The following is a 22026-nucleotide window of genomic DNA, read 5'->3' as shown; positions in this document are numbered from 1 at the left end:
CTTTAATCGGGCATATTAGAAAAAATTTCGTCTATACTGTTCTTTACCTTATCAATGACCACAAAATCGTTTTTAGAGGCGTTTACAGGGCTTTTAGGAGCATCTATTTCATAGCTTCTACCTGAGATAATCGCTCTTAAAAATTCAATTTCTTGCTTCATATATTTGAATTCTATCAATATTCTCTCTAGTGCCTGACTTTTTGTCGGAATGTTGTTTTCGTCCATGTAGACCTGTAATAGCTCATCCAAGTCTGGTCCTATATAAGATGTAAGTCTAATTCTGTTATTTTTCAAGCTTCACACCAACCTCGAATAATCCTATAGATGTTGCCATTTGGCTGTTTTCAACCTTTTTATATTTTTCGTCTAATTCTAGATTTAGAGCTGTTCCACCAGATACGTAGATATCCATCTCGTCTAGGTTATTCCATGTTTCTTCAATGATTTCATTTGTATCGTCTGAAGTTAGCTTGTATGCCAATTCCTTGTATTCATCATAATCATCAGATGAATCGATTTCTGGTAGACTTTTTGTTATACCGCTGTCTACAAGCTTCTTTTGAACTATTTTTAGCGCATTTTGATTTCCTGATTCTATTGTCGTACTCAATTTGTCGTTAAATTTAAACCCCTTGTCGAAGTAGCTTAACTCTGTTGTTCTAAAGCCTACGTTTACCATGCCAACTGGCTTATCTTCGTTTATTCTGTTGTTCATCGCAAATATTAAGGCAGCATCTGCTTCTCTAAATATATTGACGCTTTCTATTTTTATTGTCTTTACACTGTTGTTTATCTTGTTTTTTACTACAATTGTTGTATCTCTATATTCTTTTTGTATTTCCTTTAATGTACTTTTTTTGAATATTTTGTATGGGACTCCAATAACCAGTGATACGTTATCTGAGACTGCTATTTCACTTAATGCTGCTGTTATTAAAATTCTTACAACCGGTGATGTCTTGCTGTCTCCGGCGTTTCTAATGCACTTCATGCTTTCCTTTTCTGATAGAGAGCCTACAAAATATTCTGCTCCGTCTATTTCTATGTATATTGGTGATTCTTTGTAGTCCTCCAATGATATATTTCTTCCGTCGCCATAAACGCTTTTAAACAGGCAAGTGTATTCATTGTCATTATATAGTGAGTAGCCTTTTACATAGCCTCTACCGATATCTAATCCTATTATTTGTGTGTCCATTTTTTCTTCCTCCCTCTTTTTTGTATTTTCTTTTCGATTTTTAGACGTTTTTACTTCTTTTTCTGTTTTTTCTTCTGTTTTTTCTTCTTCTTTTTCTGTTTCCATGCTTTCGATTTCGTTTTCAATTGTTTCTTTTGTCATAGCGCTCTCTTTCTGTAAAAATATTTTGCTTAATCTTTTCATTTAACTTTTTCATTACGATTAGCATATTCTATTTTTATATTTATTGAAATTTATATTTATTTTCCTACCATTTATTATTATACCATATTAGTACCTATATAGCTACACTTTTATGAATAATATCTTTTATAGTTCCTAAATAGTTACTATAAAAGATATAAAAAGTGATTTTATAGTAACTATTTGAAGTTGGATAAATATTTTAGTAACTAATTAGGAACTGATTAGGATATATAAATCTGAATGTTGTAGCTATTTGCTAAATTTGATATAATGAGAGTGTAAGGATATTAGCCTTAAAAATTAAATATTTTTTTAATGTGATTGGGGGGATCAGGATGAACAACGAAAATTATTATGGAGGTAACACACCGACACCAAAATCAAGGGTGAGGGAAATGGAAGACCTAGAGTTATTTGTTGGAAAGAATACTCAATACTATGCACCAAAATTTGAAAAGTATAGTGATACAGACTCAAAGGTTGGATGGAATTGGGTTGCATTATTTTTCCCAGTAATGTGGCTTTGCTACAGAAAAATGTATGCGTATGCTGTAGGTTATTTCGTTTTGACAAATTTAATTTTACAATCGGAGCATTTTATTGAGAATGGAATAATATCAAAACTAACCCTTATAATATGGTTGGTTTTCCCTCTTTTTGCAAATTATATCTACTATAAATTTGCGAAAAAGAAAGTGGAAACTTGTGATGGGATTGTGAATGAAGAGGAAAGAAAAGAAAAAATAGGAGCCTTGGGAGGCACAAATGCATGGGCAGTTGTCATTGCTATAGTATTGTCTTGTATCATTGCAGGAATAGATGTTTATATCAGGTTTGGAAGTACTATGTAATGCTTTGACGTTAATTAAGATTAAGAAATGAAAGTGAAAATTCGCAATACTATAATTTAGAAGAAGTATAGTATTGTAAACGAAACTACTGGTAGCATTAAATATGCAGTAATTAGAAATTTTAAAAATCATAAAAATAAACTATTAAAAATACCGATATCTATGAAGTTGGAAAAGAGGCATATAATATTCAATATATGTCTACTACAGATACTCTTAGAATCGGTATTTTTTAATTCACTCATTTTTGTTTTTCTTGTTTATTTATTCTTCACAACAAGATCTGAAATAAATATATGTTATAAATACTATACTACTGTATTTCTTTGCCTGTTAATTGATTACCCAAGCTATTTATATCGAATTAGAAAATCATATAAATCTAAGATTGAATGAAAATTATTTTCAATAAAGTATTGATTTTAGTTATAACAAATGTTATTATTAGATTAAACTAAAAAATAAAATTATGGGAGGCTAATTATGAAAAAGGTTTTATCATTAGTAATGGTATTTTGTATGGTTTTGGTATTTGCAGTAGGGTGTGGCAACAAAGCATCTGAAAGCAAAGATGCTTCAGGAAAGAAAAATGTGGTCGTCACAACATCGTTTTTGGGAGACATGGTAGAACAAATAGCAAAAGACAAGGTCAATGTTGATGTTATTATACCTACAGGCGAGGATCCACACTTGTATGTGGCAAAACCAGAGGATTTGAACAAAATAAAAAATGGAGATTTGATACTATACCATGGCTTGCATTTTGAAGGGAAGATGCAAGAGGTTTTGGAAAAAAAGGGAGCTGCAGTTGCAAAGAACTTTGGCGATAGTGAAGTAGGAAAGATGGAAGAAGATGGTCATGAGGTAATAGACCCTCACTTTTGGTTTGATTTAAATTTGTATAAAAAAGCCGTAGACGAAGCGAATATGCAATTGTCTAGCTTATTGCCAGAATACAAGGCAGAATTTGAAAAAAATACTGCTGAGTACAAGGCGAGGCTTGATAAATTAAATGAGGAAAATAAGACTCTTCTTGGAGCTATTCCTAAGGAACACAGATTTTTAATAACTCCTCATGACGCATTCAATTATTTTTCAAGAATGTACGATATAGAGGTGGTTGCGCCACAGGGAGTGAGCACAAGCTCTGAGGTAGCAAACAAGGATATTGAGAAAACTGCAGACTTTATAGTTAAAAATAAGGTAAAGGCAATTTTTTCTGAAAGTACAACAAACCCTGAGAGAATGAAAAAGCTTCAGGAAATCGTAAAGTCAAAAGGATATGATGTAAAAATAGTAAGTGGTGAAGGTAAAGAACTTTATTCAGATTCACTTGGTCCAAAAGGAAGTGATGGAAGCACATTTATAGATATGTATAGACACAATGTGAAGTTGATTCATGATAATTTAAAGTAAATATATTATTTGTAGACAGTTCTCCTTTCTAAGGAGAACTTGTTCTATATAGTGAAGAGGAGAGTAATAATTTGTCAGAAAGAGAAATTGTAGTAAAGGTTGAAGATATGACTATGGCGTATTCAGATACACCTGTCATATGGGATGTTGATGTGGATTTTGTAAGCGGATCAATAACGGCGATAATAGGGCCAAATGGTGCAGGCAAATCCACTCTATTAAAAGGAATGCTAAATTTGATGAAGCCGATAACAGGAAGTACATATTTCTGGGGAAAGGAGTTCCGAGAGATTAGAAATAAGGTGGCTTATGTACCGCAGAAAGAATCTGTTAACTGGGATTTTCCAATATCAGTGCTTGACGTGGTAATGATGGGAAGATATGCTGGCAGAGGCATAATTCACAGGGTCAGTAGGTCAGACAGAGAAAAAGCGATGAATTCATTGAGAGAAATGAAAATGGAGAAATTTGCTGATAGACATATATCAGATCTATCGGGAGGTCAAAAACAGAGAGTATTTATAGCAAGAGCAATCAATCAAGATGCGGATCTGTATATAATGGATGAGCCCTTGGCTGGTGTCGATAAAAATACGGAACAGATAATAATGGAGAAATTCAAGGAATTCCAAAAAAATGGAAAGACTGTAATAGTGGTTCATCATGATATGAATACCTTGATGGAGTACTTTGATCATGTGGTCGTTGTAGATAAGGTAATAAAAGGTCAGGGGTTATGTAGTGAAGTTTTCAAGGATGTAACACCGATGGAGTGGATGACTAGGAGGAAATAATATGGAAGTGTTAGCAAGTTATTCATTTATGGTAATATCCGTTGGAACGATATTTTTGGCAATTTCTTCAGCCATAATAGGGGCGTTGAATTTGTACAAAGGGCAGAGTCTAATAGGTGATGCGATTGGACATTCTACATTTCCTGGAGTAGTCCTGGCGTTTATGATATTTCAGTCAAGAGAGCCATTTATGCTCTTCATTGGGGCTATGGTTACAGGTGGGATAAGCTATTTTCTTATTCAATTGTCATCAAAAAATTCCAAAGTAAGGCTAGATGCAAATTTGGCTATTTTTTTATCAGGCTTCTTTGGCTTGGGAATGGTTCTTAAAAGTATTATTCAAGGGAATACTAACTATCAAAATGCATCTCAGTCCGGTCTGGAAAATTATATTTTTGGTCAGGCGGCATATATGTTGGAGAAGGATGTAAAGCTTATTATAGTAGTATCTCTGTTTGTTATTACATTGTTTGTGTTGTTTAGAAAGCAGTTGATTGCTGTGATATTTGATAGAGAGTTTGCAAAGACTATAGGAGTAAACACAAAGCTAGTCGATTCGATTTTGCTGTTGATGACAATCGCACTTGTAAGTGTAGGATTAAAGGCGGTGGGATCGATATTGATAAGCTCATTTCTTATATTGCCATGTGTGGCAGCGAATCACTGGAGTAAGAAATTTGGTGTTGTATTGGTGATTTCTTCGTTTGTAGCAGGTATTTCAGCAATTGTTGGCGCATATTTTAGTTCCATATACAATGGGTTGAGTACAGGTCCGACAATAATTTTGATAATGGGAACTATAACATTGATTTCGATGGTTGTCGGGAAATATGGCGTCTTGAGAGGTAGATATAGATTGGAGAATGAAAGATGATAGATTCGTATTTGGTGTTACTGATAACGTCGATTTGTTGTAGCTTACTAGGTGTTTTCCTAGTTTTGAGGGATATGTCCATGATAGCAGATGCAATTGCACATTCAGTGTTATTGGGAATTGTGATTGCATTCTTTATAACTCAGGACATTGGCTCAATGTGGCTATTAGTGGGTGCAGCAATATTTGGAGTTATTACTGTGGCTGTTATCGAACTGATTGGAAAAAGCAGAAGAGTTGCAAGAAGTGATGCAATTGGTGTTGTTTTTCCGATGTTTTTTTCACTTGCTGTGGTTTTGATAAGTAGGTATGCAAGGAATGTTCATATTGATACCGATGTAGTATTAATGGGAGAGGTGATATTTACGTCGCTTGATACAGTGGAAATAGGAGGAATTATGCTTCCAACAGGGTTTATAAAAATGTTGATTATCACAATTATAAATATTATCTTTATATTGATATTCTACAAACCGTTAAAAATTTCTAGCTTTGACGAAGAGTATGCTATTTTATTGGGAATACCAATCGGTATAATCTTTTACGGGTTTATGACTTTGACATCGCTGACGGCTGTTATGGCATTTGATTCGGTGGGAAGTATTCTAGTTTTGTCGTTTTTTATAACACCAGCGGCAACCTCTTATATAGTATCGAAGGATTTAAAAGGAATGCTAATTTTCAGTGTGATATTTTCTATAATAAATTGTACAATAGGAACTGTTTTAGCCATTTATTTAAACTCATCATTGACTGGAATGTGTGCTTTTGTAGGTATGATGATATTTATTATCGTAGTTGTGTTGAACAAGAAAGGTATATTGTTTAATTATATGAGAAATAAAAAAATACTGTCGAGAGTGAGATGTGATATGTTTGTTATACATATTGGGAATCACTTGGGTGATGGAACAAGTGTTTCTGAGAATGGGGTATCCAACATACACAACCATTTAGTGTGGAGCAAAAAAGAACTAAAGGATACAACTAGATATCTTATAGATAATGGTATAATATACATAAGTGATGATGAATATAAATTGACTGATGAGGGAATAAAAAGATACGATTTTTTACAAAAGCATTACAAGCTAGATAAACAGGAGGTATTCTAATGAATGCGAGTTGGCAAGATTATATGGTGGCTATTTTTGAGATTAATGAAACTGAGGATATTGCAACGAATAAACTGATAAGTGAGAAGTTGGGTATTTCTCCGCCATCTGTTACTGATATGATAAAAAAAATGAAACTAGAGGGACTGGTTTCGGTGGACAAAGGAGTAGTAGTATTGACAGATTTTGGGTATGAAGAAACAAAGAAAATAATATCCAAGCATAGATTATGGGAGTATTTTCTTAGGAGTAAGCTGAACTATTCGTGGGTTGATGTACATGATGAAGCCAAATCATTGCAGTACATAACCTCAGATGACCTCATGGATAGGTTGAACGTGTTCTTGGGGTGCCCTGTTTGTTGTCCTCATGGAGGAAAGATTTACTTAAATAGCGGAGATGAAAAAACGAACTTTCTCTGTATCGATGATATAAAGAAAGGTGATATGATCAAAATAGAGAGATTTTCGGATGATAAGGATCTACTCGAATATATGGATAGAAAAAATATAAAATTGGGAGATGTGTTCGAGGTTGAAGATGTTGATAATTTTGATAATAATATGTGCCTTAAATCGCTGGATGGAAATATAGTAATTGTGGGTGCAAAGGCATTGGGGAAAATATTTATATCTTCTTATGAGTAGATGCTTTCGTACTTGATATATTGATTTATTCATATTAGGTATATAGCTTTTTTATTGAAAAGATAATACGGACAGGATACTGTTTGATTTAAGTATCTGATCAAGATATTTCCAGATATTTTGATAGAAAAAAACAATATGTATAGACTTTAAGATTGATGATTTTGAAAGAGATCCATTTAGTGGAGTTCTTGAGATGGATATAAACATAAAACGTTAGGTTTTTGCTTAAACTTTTTTGAAAAAATATTAATAAATTAAAACAAATATTGATAAATTAATGTAAAATTCCTGTTGAGAAAAATCTAGCAGGAATTTTTTTATAAAAAACTTGAAAAATCTTGAAATTAGAGCAATAATGTGATAAAATATTATACTGCTTTATAGTGAGTAATTGTGCATTTTTTTAATGTTAACAAAAAATCACAGTTACGATTTCTATTAACTTTTTTATGGTTAATTCTGTATGTCATTTAATTAATTTATGTGATTATATGTGATAAATGACAATAAAGACAGATATTTTGTTAAAAATTTACAGTAAATAAAGTGGGCTTGCGAGGGTAAATTTCTGTTGCATTTAATTACATTAGCGAGGTGGATTTTTTACTGTATAACTCATAAATTAACAAATGCAATAAATTTAATTTAGTGAGGTGAAAGTAGTGATACCACATCCAGTCACGATTGGAAAAAGGGAAAGAATGAGCTTTTCCAAAATAAAGGAAATAGCCGACGTACCAAATCTTATAGAGATCCAAGTGGATTCTTACGAGTGGTTTTTAAAAGAAGGGCTAAAGGAAGTATTTACAGACATTTCTCCGATAGAAGATTACACAGGTAATTTGATTTTGGAGTTTGTTGATTACTCACTTGATGAAAAGCCAAAGTATGACATTGAAGAGTGTAAAGAAAGGGATACAACTTACTGTGCACCTTTGAAAGTCAAGGTTAGACTTATCAATAAGGAAACTGGAGAAATAAAGGAACAGGAAGTGTTTATGGGAGATTTCCCTCTAATGACTGATAGAGGAACATTTATCATAAACGGTGCTGAGAGAGTTATCGTTTCTCAGTTGGTTAGATCTCCGGGTGTTTACTATTCAGAGGAAAGAGATAAAACAGGTAATAGATTGATATCTTCTACTGTAATCCCAAATAGAGGGGCTTGGTTGGAATATGAAACTGATTCATCAGGAATTATTTCTGTAAGAGTTGATAGGACAAGAAAACAACCAGTTACAGTATTACTAAGAGCTTTGGGAATTGGTTCTGATGCAGAGATTCTTGAGCTATTAGGTAATGATGAAAGATTGAGATTGACTCTTGAAAAAGATAACACTACAAATGTAGATGAAGGCTTGATTGAAATATATAAAAAGCTAAGACCAGGTGAGCCTCCAACTGTTGAGAGTGCTTCATCTTTACTAAACTCATTGTTCTTTGATCACAAGAGATATGACCTTGCTAAGGTCGGTAGATACAAATTCAATAAGAAATTGGCTCTACGCTATAGAATAATGGATAAAATAGCATCTAGAGATATTGTGAATACAGAAACAGGAGAAGTTTTTGTAAAGGCTGGAGATAAGATTACTCTAGATGTTGCAAGAGAGATACAGAATTCAGGTATTAATCATGCTTGGATAAAGATAGATGATGAAAGAGAAATCAAGGTCATCGGAAACAACTTCGTAGATATTCAATCTCATGTGGATTTTGATATTTCTGATTTGGGAATAAAAGAAGATGTTCACTATCCTACTCTAAAAGAAATACTTGAAGGATATGAAACAGAAGATGAAATAAGAGAAGTAATAAAGACGAATATAAAGACGTTGATTCCAAAGCACATACTTCTTGATGATATAATAGCATCTATAAGCTATGAATTTGGTTTGTTCTATGTGATAGACGGTAAGGATAGAGTTGGTAACGTTGACGATATCGACCATCTTGGAAACAGAAGAATCAGATGTGTTGGTGAATTATTGCAAAATCAGGTTAGAATTGGTTTTTCAAGAATGGAAAGAGTGATAAAGGAAAGAATGACTGTTCAGGACATGGATACTATTACTCCTCAAGCTCTTGTAAACATTAGACCTGTTTCTGCTGCTATCAAAGAATTCTTCGGTAGCTCACAGCTTTCACAGTTCATGGATCAGACTAACCCGTTGTCAGAATTGACACATAAGAGAAGACTTTCTGCTCTTGGACCAGGTGGTTTGTCAAGAGAAAGAGCTGGATTCGAGGTTCGTGACGTTCATCATTCACACTATGGAAGAATGTGTCCGATAGAAACGCCAGAAGGTCCAAATATAGGTTTGATAAACTCACTGTCAACTTATGCAAAGATAAATGAATATGGATTCATTGAATCTCCATATAGAAAATATGACAAAGTAAACAAGGTGGTTACTGATGAAATTCATTATTTGACAGCAGATGAAGAAGATCTTTATGTTAGAGCACAGGCAAATGAACCACTTGATGAAAATGGTAAGTTTGTAAACAACAGAGTAATCTGTAGAACTGTTCTTGGTGCTGTTGAATTGGTTTCAGAAGATAGAGTTGACTACATGGATATATCGCCTAAGCAGGTTGTATCCGTTGCGACAGCTATGATTCCTTTCCTTGAAAACGACGATGCCAACAGAGCGTTGATGGGATCAAACATGCAGCGTCAGGCGGTTCCTCTTGTTAGAAGAGAAGCACCTATTATAGGTACTGGTATCGAATATAGAGCGGCAAAGGACTCTGGTGCTGTTGTAGTTTCAAAGAATAGCGGTATTGTTGATAGAGTTTCAGCAGATGAGATTATTATCAAGAAGGATAACGGAGACAAAGATAGATATAAGCTATTAAAGTTCAAGAGATCAAACTCTGGTACTTGTATAAATCAAACTCCTATCGTCAGCAAGGGCGAAAGAGTTGAAGCTGGAGATGTAATTGCAGATGGTCCGGCAACTGATCTTGGTGAAATAGCACTTGGTAGAAACTGTTTGATCGCATTTATGACTTGGGAAGGTTATAACTACGAAGATGCCGTTTTGATCAACGAGAGATTGATAAAGGAAGATAGATTATCTACAATTCATATCGAGGAATATGAATGTGAAGCCAGAGATACAAAACTTGGTCCAGAAGAAATCACAAGAGACATACCAAATGTCGGTGAAAATGCAATAAAGAATTTGGACGAAAGAGGAATTATTAGAATAGGTGCGGAAGTAGATTCTGGAGATATATTGGTAGGTAAGGTTACTCCAAAGGGTGAAACAGAGCTTACTGCCGAAGAAAGATTGTTGAGAGCCATATTTGGTGAAAAAGCCAGAGAGGTTAGAGATACATCGCTTAAAGTTCCTCATGGTGAGTCTGGTATCATAGTTGACATCAAGATATTTACTAGAGATAATGGAGATGATTTATCTCCGGGTGTAAACGAGCTTGTAAGATGCTATATAGCAAAGAAAAGAAAGATTAAAGTAGGAGACAAGATGGCTGGTCGTCATGGTAATAAGGGGGTTATCTCAAGAGTATTACCTGAGGAAGATATGCCGTTTATGGAAGATGGAACTCCTATGGATATAGTTCTTAATCCACAGGGTATACCTTCTCGTATGAATATCGGTCAGGTTCTTGAGGTTCATCTTGGATTGGCTGCCAAGAAATTAGGCTGGTATGTTGCTACTTCGGTATTTGATGGAGCGAATGAATATGACATAATGGATGCCCTTGAGTCTGCAGGATATCCAAGAGATGGTAAGTTGCAGCTGTTCGATGGTCGTACAGGTGAAACTTTCGACAATAGAATCACTGTTGGATATATGTACTACTTGAAATTGCATCACTTGGTTGATGACAAGCTACACGCAAGAAGTACGGGACCATATTCTCTAGTAACTCAGCAGCCACTTGGTGGTAAGGCTCAGTTTGGTGGTCAGAGATTCGGTGAAATGGAAGTTTGGGCATTGGAGGCTTATGGTGCTTCTCACATCCTTCAGGAAATACTGACAGTTAAGTCAGATGACGTTAAGGGTAGAGTTGAAACTTATGAAGCGATAGTTAAGGGAGAAAATATTCCTGAACCAGGTATGCCAGAATCATTTAGAGTTCTTATGAAAGAGCTACAGTCATTATGCTTGGATGTCAGTGCGTTAGACCAAGATGGTTTGGCTATAGATATCAAGGAATCTGTAGATGAAGAAGGACTTGAAGAATTTAAAATAGAAAGCGTAATACCAGATGATATTGGAGATACTCATATGATTGAAGAGGTCGATGTTGATGAATTTGACGAAAACGAAGACGATATGTTCAATGATGAGGAAATCGACAATGGTATGGACGAGGAAATGGACGAATTCATAGAAGATGATTATGACGACTATGATGAAGAATTTTAATTATCAGGTAAGTAAATAGGCAAAGGGTTGAAAAATAAATTTTAATAATATATGTATCGAAAGAAAGGAGAGAACTCCTTGTTTGAATTAAACAATTTTGAGTCGATAAAGATAGGTTTGGCTTCTCCAGAGAGAATTAGACAGTGGTCAAGAGGAGAAGTAAAGAAACCAGAAACAATAAATTATAGAACTTTAAAGCCAGAAAAAGACGGTTTGTTCTGTGAAAGAATTTTCGGACCTACGAAGGACTGGGAGTGTCATTGTGGGAAGTACAGACGTGTCAGATATAAAGGCGTAGTTTGTGATAGATGTGGTGTTGAAGTAACTAAGTCAAAGGTAAGAAGAGAGAGAATGGGTCATATAGAATTGGCAGCTCCAATGTCTCATATTTGGTATTTTAAGGGAATACCATCTAGGATGGGATTGCTGCTAGATATGTCACCTAGATCACTTGAAAAAGTATTATACTTTGCTTCTTATGTTGTAACTAATCCAGGAGAAACTGGATTGGCGTACAAGCAGGTTTTGACTGAAAGAGAGTACAGAAATGCTTTGGAAAAATATGGATATGAGTTTGAAGTGGGTATCGGTGCAGAAGCAGTGAAGAAGCTTTTGGAGGATATCGATCTTGAAGCTCAATCTGTTGAATTGAGAGCTGATTTGAAGGATGCTACTGGACAGAAGAGAGTGAGAACAATCAGACGTCTTGAAGTAGTTGAGGCTTTCAAAAAGTCAGGAAATAAACCAGAATGGATGATTCTTGAAGCTATTCCGGTAATACCTCCAGATCTAAGACCTATGGTTCAGCTTGATGGTGGTAGATTTGCGACTTCTGATTTGAATGACTTGTACAGAAGAGTAATCAATAGAAATAATAGATTGAAAAGACTTCTTGAATTGGGTGCTCCAGAAATCATCGTAAGAAATGAAAAGAGAATGCTTCAAGAAGCTGTTGATGCATTGATAGATAATGGTAGACGTGGTAGACCGGTAACTGGTCCTGGAAACAGACCACTTAAATCTTTATCAGATATGCTAAAAGGTAAGCAAGGACGTTTCAGACAGAACTTGCTAGGTAAGAGAGTTGACTATTCAGGTCGTTCTGTTATCGTAGTTGGACCAGAGCTTAAATTCTATCAGTGTGGTCTTCCAAAGAAAATGGCATTGGAGCTATTCAAGCCATTTGTTATGGATAAATTGGTAGAAAAAGGATATGCACACAATATCAAGAGTGCAAAAACTATTGTAGAAAAGGTAAAGCCAGAGGTATGGGATGTGTTGGAAGAGGTTATTAAGAGCCATCCAGTTCTACTTAACCGTGCCCCTACTCTACATAGACTTGGTATTCAGGCATTCGAGCCAGTACTTGTAGAAGGTAAGGCGATAAAGCTACATCCATTGGTTTGTACAGCATACAATGCCGACTTCGACGGTGACCAGATGGCTGTTCACGTTCCATTGTCTGTTGAGGCTCAGGCTGAAGCTAGATATTTGATGTTGTCAGTAAATAATATACTTGCGCCAAAAGACGGTGCACCTATTACCACTCCTTCACAGGATATGGTTCTTGGTTCATATTATTTGACTATAGAAGCCCAAGATGGAGCAAAGGGTACTGGATCGATATTTAAGGATTATAATGAGCTATTGCTTTCATATTTTAATCACAAGGTTGAGCTACACGCTTTGGTTAAGATGAGAAAGACATTGCCAGATGGTAGAAGTTCATTGATAGAAAGTACAGTTGGTAGATTTATATTCAATGAAGGTATACCTCAGGATCTAGGATTTGTTGATAGAGAAAAAGATCCATTCAGCTTGGAAGTTGATTTCTTGGCTGACAAAAAGAAATTAGGAAAGATAATTGATAAGTGCTTTAGAAAACATGGAAATACAAAGACTGCGGAGCTTCTTGACTATGTGAAGAGCATGGGATATAAGTATTCGACTGTTGGTGGAATCACTGTTGCAGTTGCAGATATGGATATTCCAGAAGCGAAGTATACTTACTTGAAGGAAGCAGAAGATTTGGTAGATAAATATGAAAAAGCCTACAGAAGAGGTCTTATTTCAAATGACGAAAGATATGAAAAAGTTATTGAAACATGGACAGCCACTACAGACAAGGTTACAGATGCATTGATGGATGGTCTTGATAGAATGAACAATATATTCATCATGGCTCACTCTGGAGCCAGAGGTTCTAAGAACCAGATTAGACAGCTTGCAGGTATGCGTGGTCTGATGGCAAATGCTTCTGGTAAAACAGTGGAAATCCCAGTTAAATCTAACTTCCGTGAAGGTCTTTCAGTTATGGAATACTTTACATCTTCTCATGGTGCCAGAAAAGGTCTTGCCGATACAGCACTTCGTACTGCCGACTCTGGATATTTGACAAGAAGATTGGTAGACGTAAGTCAGGACGTTATCGTGAGAGATGTGGACTGTGGAACTACTGAAACTACTGAAATTTTCGCAATTAAGGATGGAAACGAAGTAATTGAAGAATTGAGAGATAGAATTATTGGTAGATATACGATTGAACCAATTGTAGATCCAAATACAGGCGAAGAGATCGTAGGTGCTGATCAAATGATTCTTGAAGATGATGCAGATAGAATTGTAGATGCTGGAATAGAGTCAATAAAAATTAGAACTGTATTGAATTGTAAGACTGAACATGGTGTTTGTGCAAAGTGTTACGGTAGAAACCTTGCAACAGGTAAGCCAGTAAATATTGGTGAGGCAGTAGGTATTATAGCTGCTCAGTCAATTGGTGAGCCAGGTACACAGCTTACAATGCGTACTTTCCATACAGGTGGGGTTGCCGGTGGAGATATCACACAGGGTCTTCCTAGAGTTGAGGAGCTTTTCGAAGCTCGTAAACCAAAGGGGCTTGCCATCATATCAGAAATCACTGGTACAGTTGAAATTGACGAGGCTGGAAAGAGAAAGGAAGTTATCGTAACTCCTGAAGAAGGCGAATCAGAAGTATATCAGATACCATATGGTTCTAGAATCAGAGTAAAGAACGGTGCTTTCATAAAGGCTGGAGAACCTATTACACAGGGTTCTATCAATCCACACGATATAATCAGAGTCAATGGAATTGGCGGAGTACAGGATTATATAGTGAAGGAAGTTCAGAGAGTTTATAGACTTCAAGGGGTTGATATCAATGACAAGCATATAGAAGTAATAGTTAGACAGATGCTTTCAAAGGTTAAAGTCGAGGATCCAGGTGATACTGATTTATTGCCAGGTGGATATGAAGATGTACTTAACTACAACAAGTGCAATGCTATAGCAGAAGAAAGAGGCGAAAGACCGGCTACTGCGAAGAGAGTATTGCTTGGTATAACAAAGGCTTCTCTTGCTACAGAGTCATTCTTATCAGCGGCGTCATTCCAAGAAACTACAAGAGTATTAACGGATGCAGCAATCAAGGGTAAAGAGGACCACTTGATAGGTCTAAAAGAAAATGTAATTCTTGGTAAGCTAATTCCTGCTGGTACTGGAATGAAGAAGTACAGAAATATTGCTATTGAAAAAGAAGAAATTGAGATTGAAGAAGTTGAACAGGCTTAATAAAATCTAATTGAAACTTTTGTAAGGCACCTAGGATAGTTCTTAGGTGCCTTTTGATATATGTGTTAAGAGCTTTGGGAGAATATTTATGATTGAATTTTATGAGTATCAAGATGATAATTACGACAAGCTATATGATATGATGGTCGAGTTTTATAGATCTGACGCCGTAGACCATCCCATAGATACAAAAATAATAAGGCGCCTATTAGATGACATAATGTCTAAAAGATTCTCTGTAAATGGCTATGAGGTGCATTATTCGGGAAATTTGGTAGGGTTTGGTGTGGTAACTACCTACTACACTTCCGAAGTTGCCGGAATAAATGTTCAGCTAGAGGATTTGTATATTTGTCCAGATTATAGAAGCAAGGGAATTGCAAGGCTATATTTCAAATATATCATGAATGAATTTAAAAATGCTTCAAGATTTAGATTGGAGGTTTCCCCTCGAAATGTAAGAGCTGAAAAATTGTACAGAGAGTTGGGGTTTGAGACTCTTGAATATAATCAGATGATACTTGATAAACCGATAAAATGATATAATAAAAAATAAAATATAATAAAAAAATATCACTGGATAGAACTAAGTATATTTACAAAATCTGTAAATATAGCAAGGATAAAAAGACACAAATAGGCACACCCTACATCAACATTCATTTTCATACATGGAGAATGTGGGGTATGCCTTTTTATTTGGGACTCTTATGAGTTAGCCCTTGATATACAAATTTATATAAGCACTAATTATTTGCTGAATCCGAAATCAATTTCCTTTGTTCCATCTAATGAGTTAACTACATTAGTGTATCCTTCTTTTGTCAAGCTTTCAGCAACTGTTGCAGATTTGTTTCCAGAATAGCAGAATACATATATTGCTGTGTTTTTATCTGTTGGAAGTGAGCTTTTCTTAGATTCAAAATCATCAGGCATTATATTAACAGCCTTATCGAAAGAACCAGCCTCGAAGTCTTTTGCTTCTCTGGCATCTATAACAAGACCAGCTTTTCCTCCCTTTATGTCCTGAATGAAATCAGTACCCATTTTGCTTTCAAAAGTTACAAGCTCGTATTTAAATTGCTTTACTCCATCAGCGTTGTAAACTTTTTGGAATCCGTTATTTACAAGAACTTCAGCAGCCTTTGCACTCTTTTTACCAGAGTTGCAGTATAGAACTACGTCTTTGTCTTTGAAAGCTTCTATCTTCTTGTAGTCAGCCTCAAAAGTATCTATTGGCATATTGATGTCAAATTTAAGATGACCAGCCTTATACTCTTCAGGAGATCTTACGTCGATAACAAGATAGTTTTCCTTTTCTTTTTTATCAGCTTCGATCTTTGCTAATTCATCACCCTTCATGGCTTTTACTTCAGCAACCTTAGTTTCTCCAGCCTTTTCTTCTGTCTGAGTAGCAGCCTTTTCCTCAGTTTTCTGACCGCACGCAGATAGACCTACAGATGATGCAACCAAAAGTGCAAGTAGTAGATACTTAGAATTTTTTAACTTCATTAATATTACCTCCAAATTTTTATTAAATTAATTTTTTTCTAACAATACCATTATATATTAAACAGAAAGAAAAATATATATGGATGAGAGAGAATGAAGTATAGTATAGATAAAAACTATTATACGCATAATAAGTATTGCAAATAACTATAAAAGGGAGCTTTGAAATGTCTGAAGATATGTATAACAATAAGACTGTAACTGGTTGAAAAAATGTCCATTTAAGTATTATAATATTATTTAATAAGTAATTGCATTGGTATAACAGGTAGTAATTTTGGTTGTGTTTTGTGATAGATAATGAAATGAGGTGAATTGATGTCAAGTGTACTAGAGTATATGACGTGGAGAGGCGATATTACGTTTCAGGTTGATAGATTAAATGAAGTAGATAATTTGATATTTTCTATGTTGTCGTATTTGAATTTTGGAGCACCTAAAAATGGAATATCTATAAAGGAGCTGTCAAAGAAATATTTTGCCTCAAGAGGAATGGACGATTCAAAGCTTCAAAAGGAAAAATCCTACTCAGATATGATAGTTATGGTTGAAAACTTACTGAGAAAGGCAGCTAAATCTGATAGGTTTAAGGATATTATCCTGACTGAATATATCAGCAAATATGACGAAATAAATCAGAGTCAGTTTTGTGCGATGTGTTTTGTGATTGATGAAGACAATATCTTCGTCGCTTTTAGGGGAACAGATGACACCATACTGGGATTTAAGGAAGATTTTAATATGAGCTTTTCGACTCCGGTATTTGGGCAAATAGAATCGGTGAAATACTTAAAAAGAATAATCGAAAGCAACTCTCATAAAAATATATATGTTGGCGGACACTCTAAAGGAGGTAATTTTGCTGTTTATTCCGTAGTAGGACTACCGGAGAAGGATAGGGAAAGAATAAGGTGTGTTTTCAATAATGATGGACCAGGATTTTCTAAGGAAATGATTGAATCAGATTCTTATAGAGATACCGTAAAAAAGGTCAGTAAAATACTTCCTGTGGACTCTGTGGTGGGTATTTTGATGTATGATAATGAGCAGTATTCTGTAGTAGAAGCCATCGGAAATAATGGATTTATTCAGCATAATGGAATGAATTGGAAAGTTGTTGGAAAATCATTTGTGAGAGCCAAAAAATTGTCTGATGAATCAAATAGAATTGATATTACTCTTAAAACATGGCTGGAGAATCTATCGCATGAGGAAAGAGTAATCTTTGTGGATGAGTTTTACGAGATAATAAAAAACTCAACAAATGCTGTGAGAACTGGAGATATAACAAATAAGAAACTAAAGTCAGCTATTAAAATAATTAAAGAAATGTCTAGCTTGGAACAGGAGAGAAGAGAACAGCTGTCTAGCATTTTTAGCTTATTTCTAAAGACTGATTTTGAAATGAGAACAAAGAAGAAAAAAAGTATTCTGGTAAAAAACAAGGGGAGAAAAATACGCTTTGACAGAAAATAATTGTATTGTTTATTTTTTGTGATGCTAGAGATAGCAGTTGATGAATGAAAGAATGTTTTACACTACAGTATCAAGCCATGCTTGGTACTGTAGTGTATTTTTATCTAGAAAAACTAAAGCTTATATACTTATTTTGAATCTTGTTTATCGAATAATTATAAATCAAATTATTATTTTTCCAATAATCTAAGATTCTAATAACAACCTCTCGACTCTTCTTTTTCATTTGGGTATCTGTTATTTTGATATTTGAGTAAAAATCTTCAAAAAAGATATCGTTACCCTCACCTATATTAACTAGCTGGTAAATCAAGTATTCTCTGATTGCTATGTTTAAGTCTGTCATTGAGACAGGACAATCAAAAAATTTATAATTGAGCTTTGTGTACAGATTGTGCTCAATTGAAAAGCTATATATCGGAATTTCTTGAAAAACGACAAAGCCGTATTCATTATCTATCGCATATATCAATCTTTCAACATAGATGTGATTGTATAAATTATCACGTATCAGAACATTCGTATTTAACAATTTTCTCACTGATGATTTAACCTTTTTTAGCAGATTATTTGTGATAATATAGCTGTCAGAGAAGGATATATACCTACTCAGATTTTTATATGAAATAGCAAATATATTATTGTCATAAAAAGAAAATATTGCTCTTAATATCAATAAATCGAATGAGTTGATACCATCAGATGTGTCAGTTGATAAGTCGTTAGGCATTATTGTGGTACTTAAGATTTTATTGACATCATAATTTTTATAATAATACATATTTGGAAAGTCATTGATTAGTTCTGTAGATGAGAATTTCAAATAGTGAACACTCTTGTATTTTGGCATTTTGACGTTATAAATATTGTCAAGGTTCTCAAATACGTAATTGATATTTTTTAAATTCCTTTTCCAAATTCTGTGTTTATTCAATATACATGATAGATACGAGACCACCTCTGTAGGTGATTCAGGATTATTTGAAATATCTATTATGCATTTACTAATTTTTGCATCATGTTGGCTCATGTAGTCGATAAGGCTATAAGAATGTGCTAGGAATTCATTTACGGTTTCTTCTCTTATGTCATTGCTTTTGATTATATTAGAAAGTTCAATCAATAAAGAGTTTCTTTTTGCAAGAATAGGGTCATTTAGAAAGTCTTTGTATGCGTCTTGAATACTATTTAAATTAGTATTTTTTGATGAAATACAGCTGTTCCTCATAATTAATATAATCTCTCCTTCACATGAATCTATTTATAGTCATAATTTTAGCATAGTTTGATAATTGTGTAAATTATGCATATTATTTATTATTTTTTTATAAAAAAAATATATATGTATTGATTGTATGAAATATTTTTTATAAGATTAAAATAAGAGTGTTAAGACTATGATGGGAGTTAAAGGAGTGAATAATGATGTATAGATTGTGTTTTCAATTTTTTTTGAAAAATAAGAATAAGACTGCCGCACTATTGGCAAGTATAATTGTCGGTACTGTATTGTTTTTTAGTATTAATACTATTAGGGAGTCTGGCTATGAATCTCAAATCAAAGAATCGAAAAATATAAATGGAAGCTATGATATTTCGTTTGATAATATCAAAATATCCGACATTGATAAGCTTGGCGGTGAAGGTAATATTTCCAAAATGGCTTATGCTCAGAAGTTAAATCCATCAATCTACAGAGAGGCAGGCATAAAATTAAGCAAATATCAATACAGCAAGGAATATATTGATTCTCTTAAATATAAACTGGTTGGCTCATATCCAAAAAATGAAAATGAAATAATTATCGAGAAAAAAGCTATAGATAATATGAAAATAGACAATCCGATTGGAAAAGAAATAACCCTATTGGAGATTGACAAAAAAATTATAAACAACAAAAATATAATGGATTCTGCTGATAAAAAATATAGAATAGTTGGGTATTTGACAAAATCTACAAAGTACTATGATGATATTACAGTATCTACTGGTGGTGTAATATTTAAAGCATTTACTGGGGGCGATAATCGTGGAAAAAGCTCGACTTATGATGGAGTAATATTTTTAAAGGATAGCGAGAATGTTACCCAATATATAGAAACCTTACAGAGTAAATTAAAAATGGGATGGGACAATATTAGACAAAATGACTTTATTAGTTCAATAGAAATGCTTAAGCTTAGATCTAAATATCAAGTAGAGAGTATAATTAGTATGGTGCTATTGTTGTTTGTCTCAATGTTGATTGTGTACAATATTTTCAATATTATTATTTCTGAAATGAGCTCTGAAATTGGAACTCTTAGAAGCTTTGGTATGTCAAGAAAACAAACAAAAAAATTCATCAAGTCATACTTGAGCTTGTTTTGGATTGTTGGGACTACTGTAGGAATTTTACTAGGAATTTTGTGTTCATTTATCGGAATAAAATTTGTATACAAAGAGAATGCTCAACTAGCAATAAAACCAATATTTATTCTGATTGCCTTTATCATGAACGTAATTACCCTATATATAAGCTATCTGTTATTGAATAAGAAAGTGGTAAAAAGGACAATTGTCGAGCTTATCGACGATAGCAAGGACAATTCAGCTCTAAATAAAAGTAAAATGGTTAAGCTTGTTAGAAATGTAAATATTAAATATAAAATTGTATGGAGTAATATACTTAGAAGAAAGTCCAGAACGGTAGTAACAATATTTACTATTGCTCTTGTAGGGTATGTGTTTATCTTGAATTTTTCTTCCTCAGAGTTTTTGACTGAGAGCATCAACAGAGGTGTTTCAGGTGGTATTTGGGGAATGTCATATGGTACTGTGGATAAGGCACTCTCTGGAAGTATCAATGGTACAGATTCACTTTTCTATACAATAGATGATGATGTAATGGAGAAAATCCATCAATATAAGGACGTAGATAAAGTTGAACCGAGTTTCTATTCAAATGATGCGTTCCTTGTAGATAACGATAGAAATATCAATGTAAAATACAAAAAAATGTACGAATTAAACGATATTAATTTGGAATACCCACTTGCAGTTAGAGGCTATTCTGACAAAATGCTACAGGATAGAAAATCATTTATTAGCGAGGGAAAAAGCATTGTTGGAAATAATAGTGGAGATATTCATTGCTTATTTGTCAATAATGTATATTCAAAAGCAGATGGAAACTTCGACCTGAATGTTTTAACGAGGATAAGTGTCGGAGATAAATTGAAAATAAAAATTCCGTCAGTAGACAATAAGCTTGCAAATTTAACTGAGGTAGAAGTCACAGTTAGTGGGATTATGGATAAAAAATATGCATCTTCACAGGATGGAAGTGTTGGAGTAAGAGGTGGGCAAATTATTATTCGAGAAGATGATTATAAAAAAATAACAGGTGCAGAGAAGTACAACAAGGTATTTATTACGACGAAAAATGGTGATGTGAATGGCTTGAATGATTTTTTGGAGAAAACGTTACTTGATAATTATGTTACTTCAATTGGCGGTAAAGGAGAAGACATGAAGTTTTTTGGTTCATACCTAAAGAGTGAAGCAAGGCTTAACATTGTCTATCAAGTGTTGATTTTGATTCTTGCAACTGTAAATTTCATATTTATTATGAGAAGCAATCTTATTAATAGACGTGAAGAAGTTAAAATTTATAGATATATTGGAATGACAAAGAAGGTAAGACAGAAAATTGATTTTATAGAAGCACTTTATTATGGAATAATCTCTGCATTGATTTCTTCGATATTAGCTTCTATCTATCATGTAAATAAGGTGATAAATATAAATAAGGATTTGATAGCATCTGGATTTACGAAAACTATGGATGTTGGTATACCACTAAATCAAATAATATTAATATTTTTGGTGTATGTATTTATGAGTCTGATAGCAGTTCTTTTCTCTTGGGATATTGTAAGAGAGGAATGGTAGTGGGCAATATGGTGGCACAGGCTAATAA

General features: G+C 34.0%; 15 protein-coding genes. 11 read left to right on the top strand and 4 right to left on the bottom strand.

All coding sequences use genetic code 11. The annotated features are described in order from the left end of the window. Positions 1–2: 2 nt before the first annotated feature. On the bottom strand, positions 3–296 hold the full coding sequence (locus FYJ71_RS07545; RefSeq protein WP_154538240.1) for a hypothetical protein: 294 nt from the start codon (positions 294–296) through the stop codon (positions 3–5). After that, entirely contained in the window at positions 286–1341 is a 1056-nt protein-coding gene (locus tag FYJ71_RS07540; RefSeq protein WP_235899102.1) for a ParM/StbA family protein, read from the bottom strand. Before FYJ71_RS07540 ends, FYJ71_RS07545 begins: the two co-directional genes overlap by 11 nt. Positions 1342–1721: 380 nt before the next feature. Between FYJ71_RS07540 and FYJ71_RS07535 the strand changes: the two genes are divergently transcribed. From FYJ71_RS07535 to FYJ71_RS07495, 9 genes are all read left to right on the top strand, one after another. Then, positions 1722–2237 (top strand): DUF2628 domain-containing protein, encoded by a 516-nt coding sequence (locus tag FYJ71_RS07535; protein ID WP_154538238.1) that lies wholly within the window; start codon positions 1722–1724, stop codon positions 2235–2237. Between the two features lie 483 nt (positions 2238–2720). Next, positions 2721–3653, top strand: coding sequence for a metal ABC transporter solute-binding protein, Zn/Mn family (locus tag FYJ71_RS07530; RefSeq protein ID WP_154538236.1), 933 nt, complete (start codon positions 2721–2723; stop codon positions 3651–3653). Between the two features lie 71 nt (positions 3654–3724). Continuing rightward, entirely contained in the window at positions 3725–4447 is a 723-nt protein-coding gene (locus FYJ71_RS07525) for a metal ABC transporter ATP-binding protein (RefSeq protein WP_330683367.1), read from the top strand. Position 4448: 1 nt separating this feature from the next. Then, positions 4449–5321 carry a metal ABC transporter permease gene (locus tag FYJ71_RS07520; RefSeq protein WP_154538235.1) on the top strand — a complete coding sequence of 291 codons (873 nt, stop codon included), beginning with the start codon at positions 4449–4451 and terminating at the stop codon, positions 5319–5321. Then, positions 5318–6436 carry a metal ABC transporter permease gene (locus tag FYJ71_RS07515; protein WP_154538233.1) on the top strand — a complete coding sequence of 373 codons (1119 nt, stop codon included), beginning with the start codon at positions 5318–5320 and terminating at the stop codon, positions 6434–6436. Before FYJ71_RS07520 ends, FYJ71_RS07515 begins: the two co-directional genes overlap by 4 nt. Further along, positions 6436–7083: a metal-dependent transcriptional regulator gene (locus FYJ71_RS07510; protein ID WP_154538231.1), complete on the top strand. Its 648-nt coding sequence runs from the start codon at positions 6436–6438 to the stop codon at positions 7081–7083. Before FYJ71_RS07515 ends, FYJ71_RS07510 begins: the two co-directional genes overlap by 1 nt. Before the next feature lie 668 nt (positions 7084–7751). Beyond that, entirely contained in the window at positions 7752–11489 is a 3738-nt protein-coding gene (rpoB, locus tag FYJ71_RS07505) for a DNA-directed RNA polymerase subunit beta (protein WP_456299529.1), read from the top strand. Between the two features lie 78 nt (positions 11490–11567). Continuing rightward, a complete protein-coding gene (gene rpoC / locus FYJ71_RS07500; protein ID WP_154538229.1) occupies positions 11568–15077 on the top strand; it encodes a DNA-directed RNA polymerase subunit beta' in 3510 nt (1169 codons plus the stop codon). A gap of 88 nt (positions 15078–15165) precedes the next feature. Next, positions 15166–15618 carry a GNAT family N-acetyltransferase gene (locus FYJ71_RS07495; RefSeq protein WP_154538227.1) on the top strand — a complete coding sequence of 151 codons (453 nt, stop codon included), beginning with the start codon at positions 15166–15168 and terminating at the stop codon, positions 15616–15618. 209 nt (positions 15619–15827) lie between these two features. Here the strand turns inward: FYJ71_RS07495 and FYJ71_RS07490 are convergent, their stop codons facing one another. Further along, entirely contained in the window at positions 15828–16589 is a 762-nt protein-coding gene (locus FYJ71_RS07490; RefSeq protein WP_154538225.1) for a rhodanese-like domain-containing protein, read from the bottom strand. A 318-nt stretch (positions 16590–16907) separates the two neighbouring features. On the opposite strand from FYJ71_RS07490, the gene FYJ71_RS07485 reads away from it, so the two are divergent. Next, complete coding sequence (locus FYJ71_RS07485; RefSeq protein ID WP_154538224.1) at positions 16908–18065, top strand: Mbeg1-like protein; 1158 nt, start codon at positions 16908–16910, stop codon at positions 18063–18065. A gap of 100 nt (positions 18066–18165) precedes the next feature. On the opposite strand, the gene FYJ71_RS07480 is transcribed toward FYJ71_RS07485, so the two are convergent. After that, complete coding sequence (locus FYJ71_RS07480) at positions 18166–19293, bottom strand: hypothetical protein (protein ID WP_154538222.1); 1128 nt, start codon at positions 19291–19293, stop codon at positions 18166–18168. A 224-nt stretch (positions 19294–19517) separates the two neighbouring features. Between FYJ71_RS07480 and FYJ71_RS07475 the strand changes: the two genes are divergently transcribed. After that, positions 19518–21998, top strand: a complete 2481-nt coding sequence (locus FYJ71_RS07475; RefSeq protein WP_207707227.1) for an FtsX-like permease family protein — start codon at positions 19518–19520, stop codon at positions 21996–21998. Positions 21999–22026 lie beyond the last annotated feature (28 nt).

This window comes from Peptostreptococcus porci (assembly GCF_009695815.1).
GTDB classification, from domain to species: Bacteria; Bacillota; Clostridia; order Peptostreptococcales; family Peptostreptococcaceae; genus Peptostreptococcus; species Peptostreptococcus porci.
This window is presented reverse-complemented; position numbering and strand designations above follow the sequence as displayed.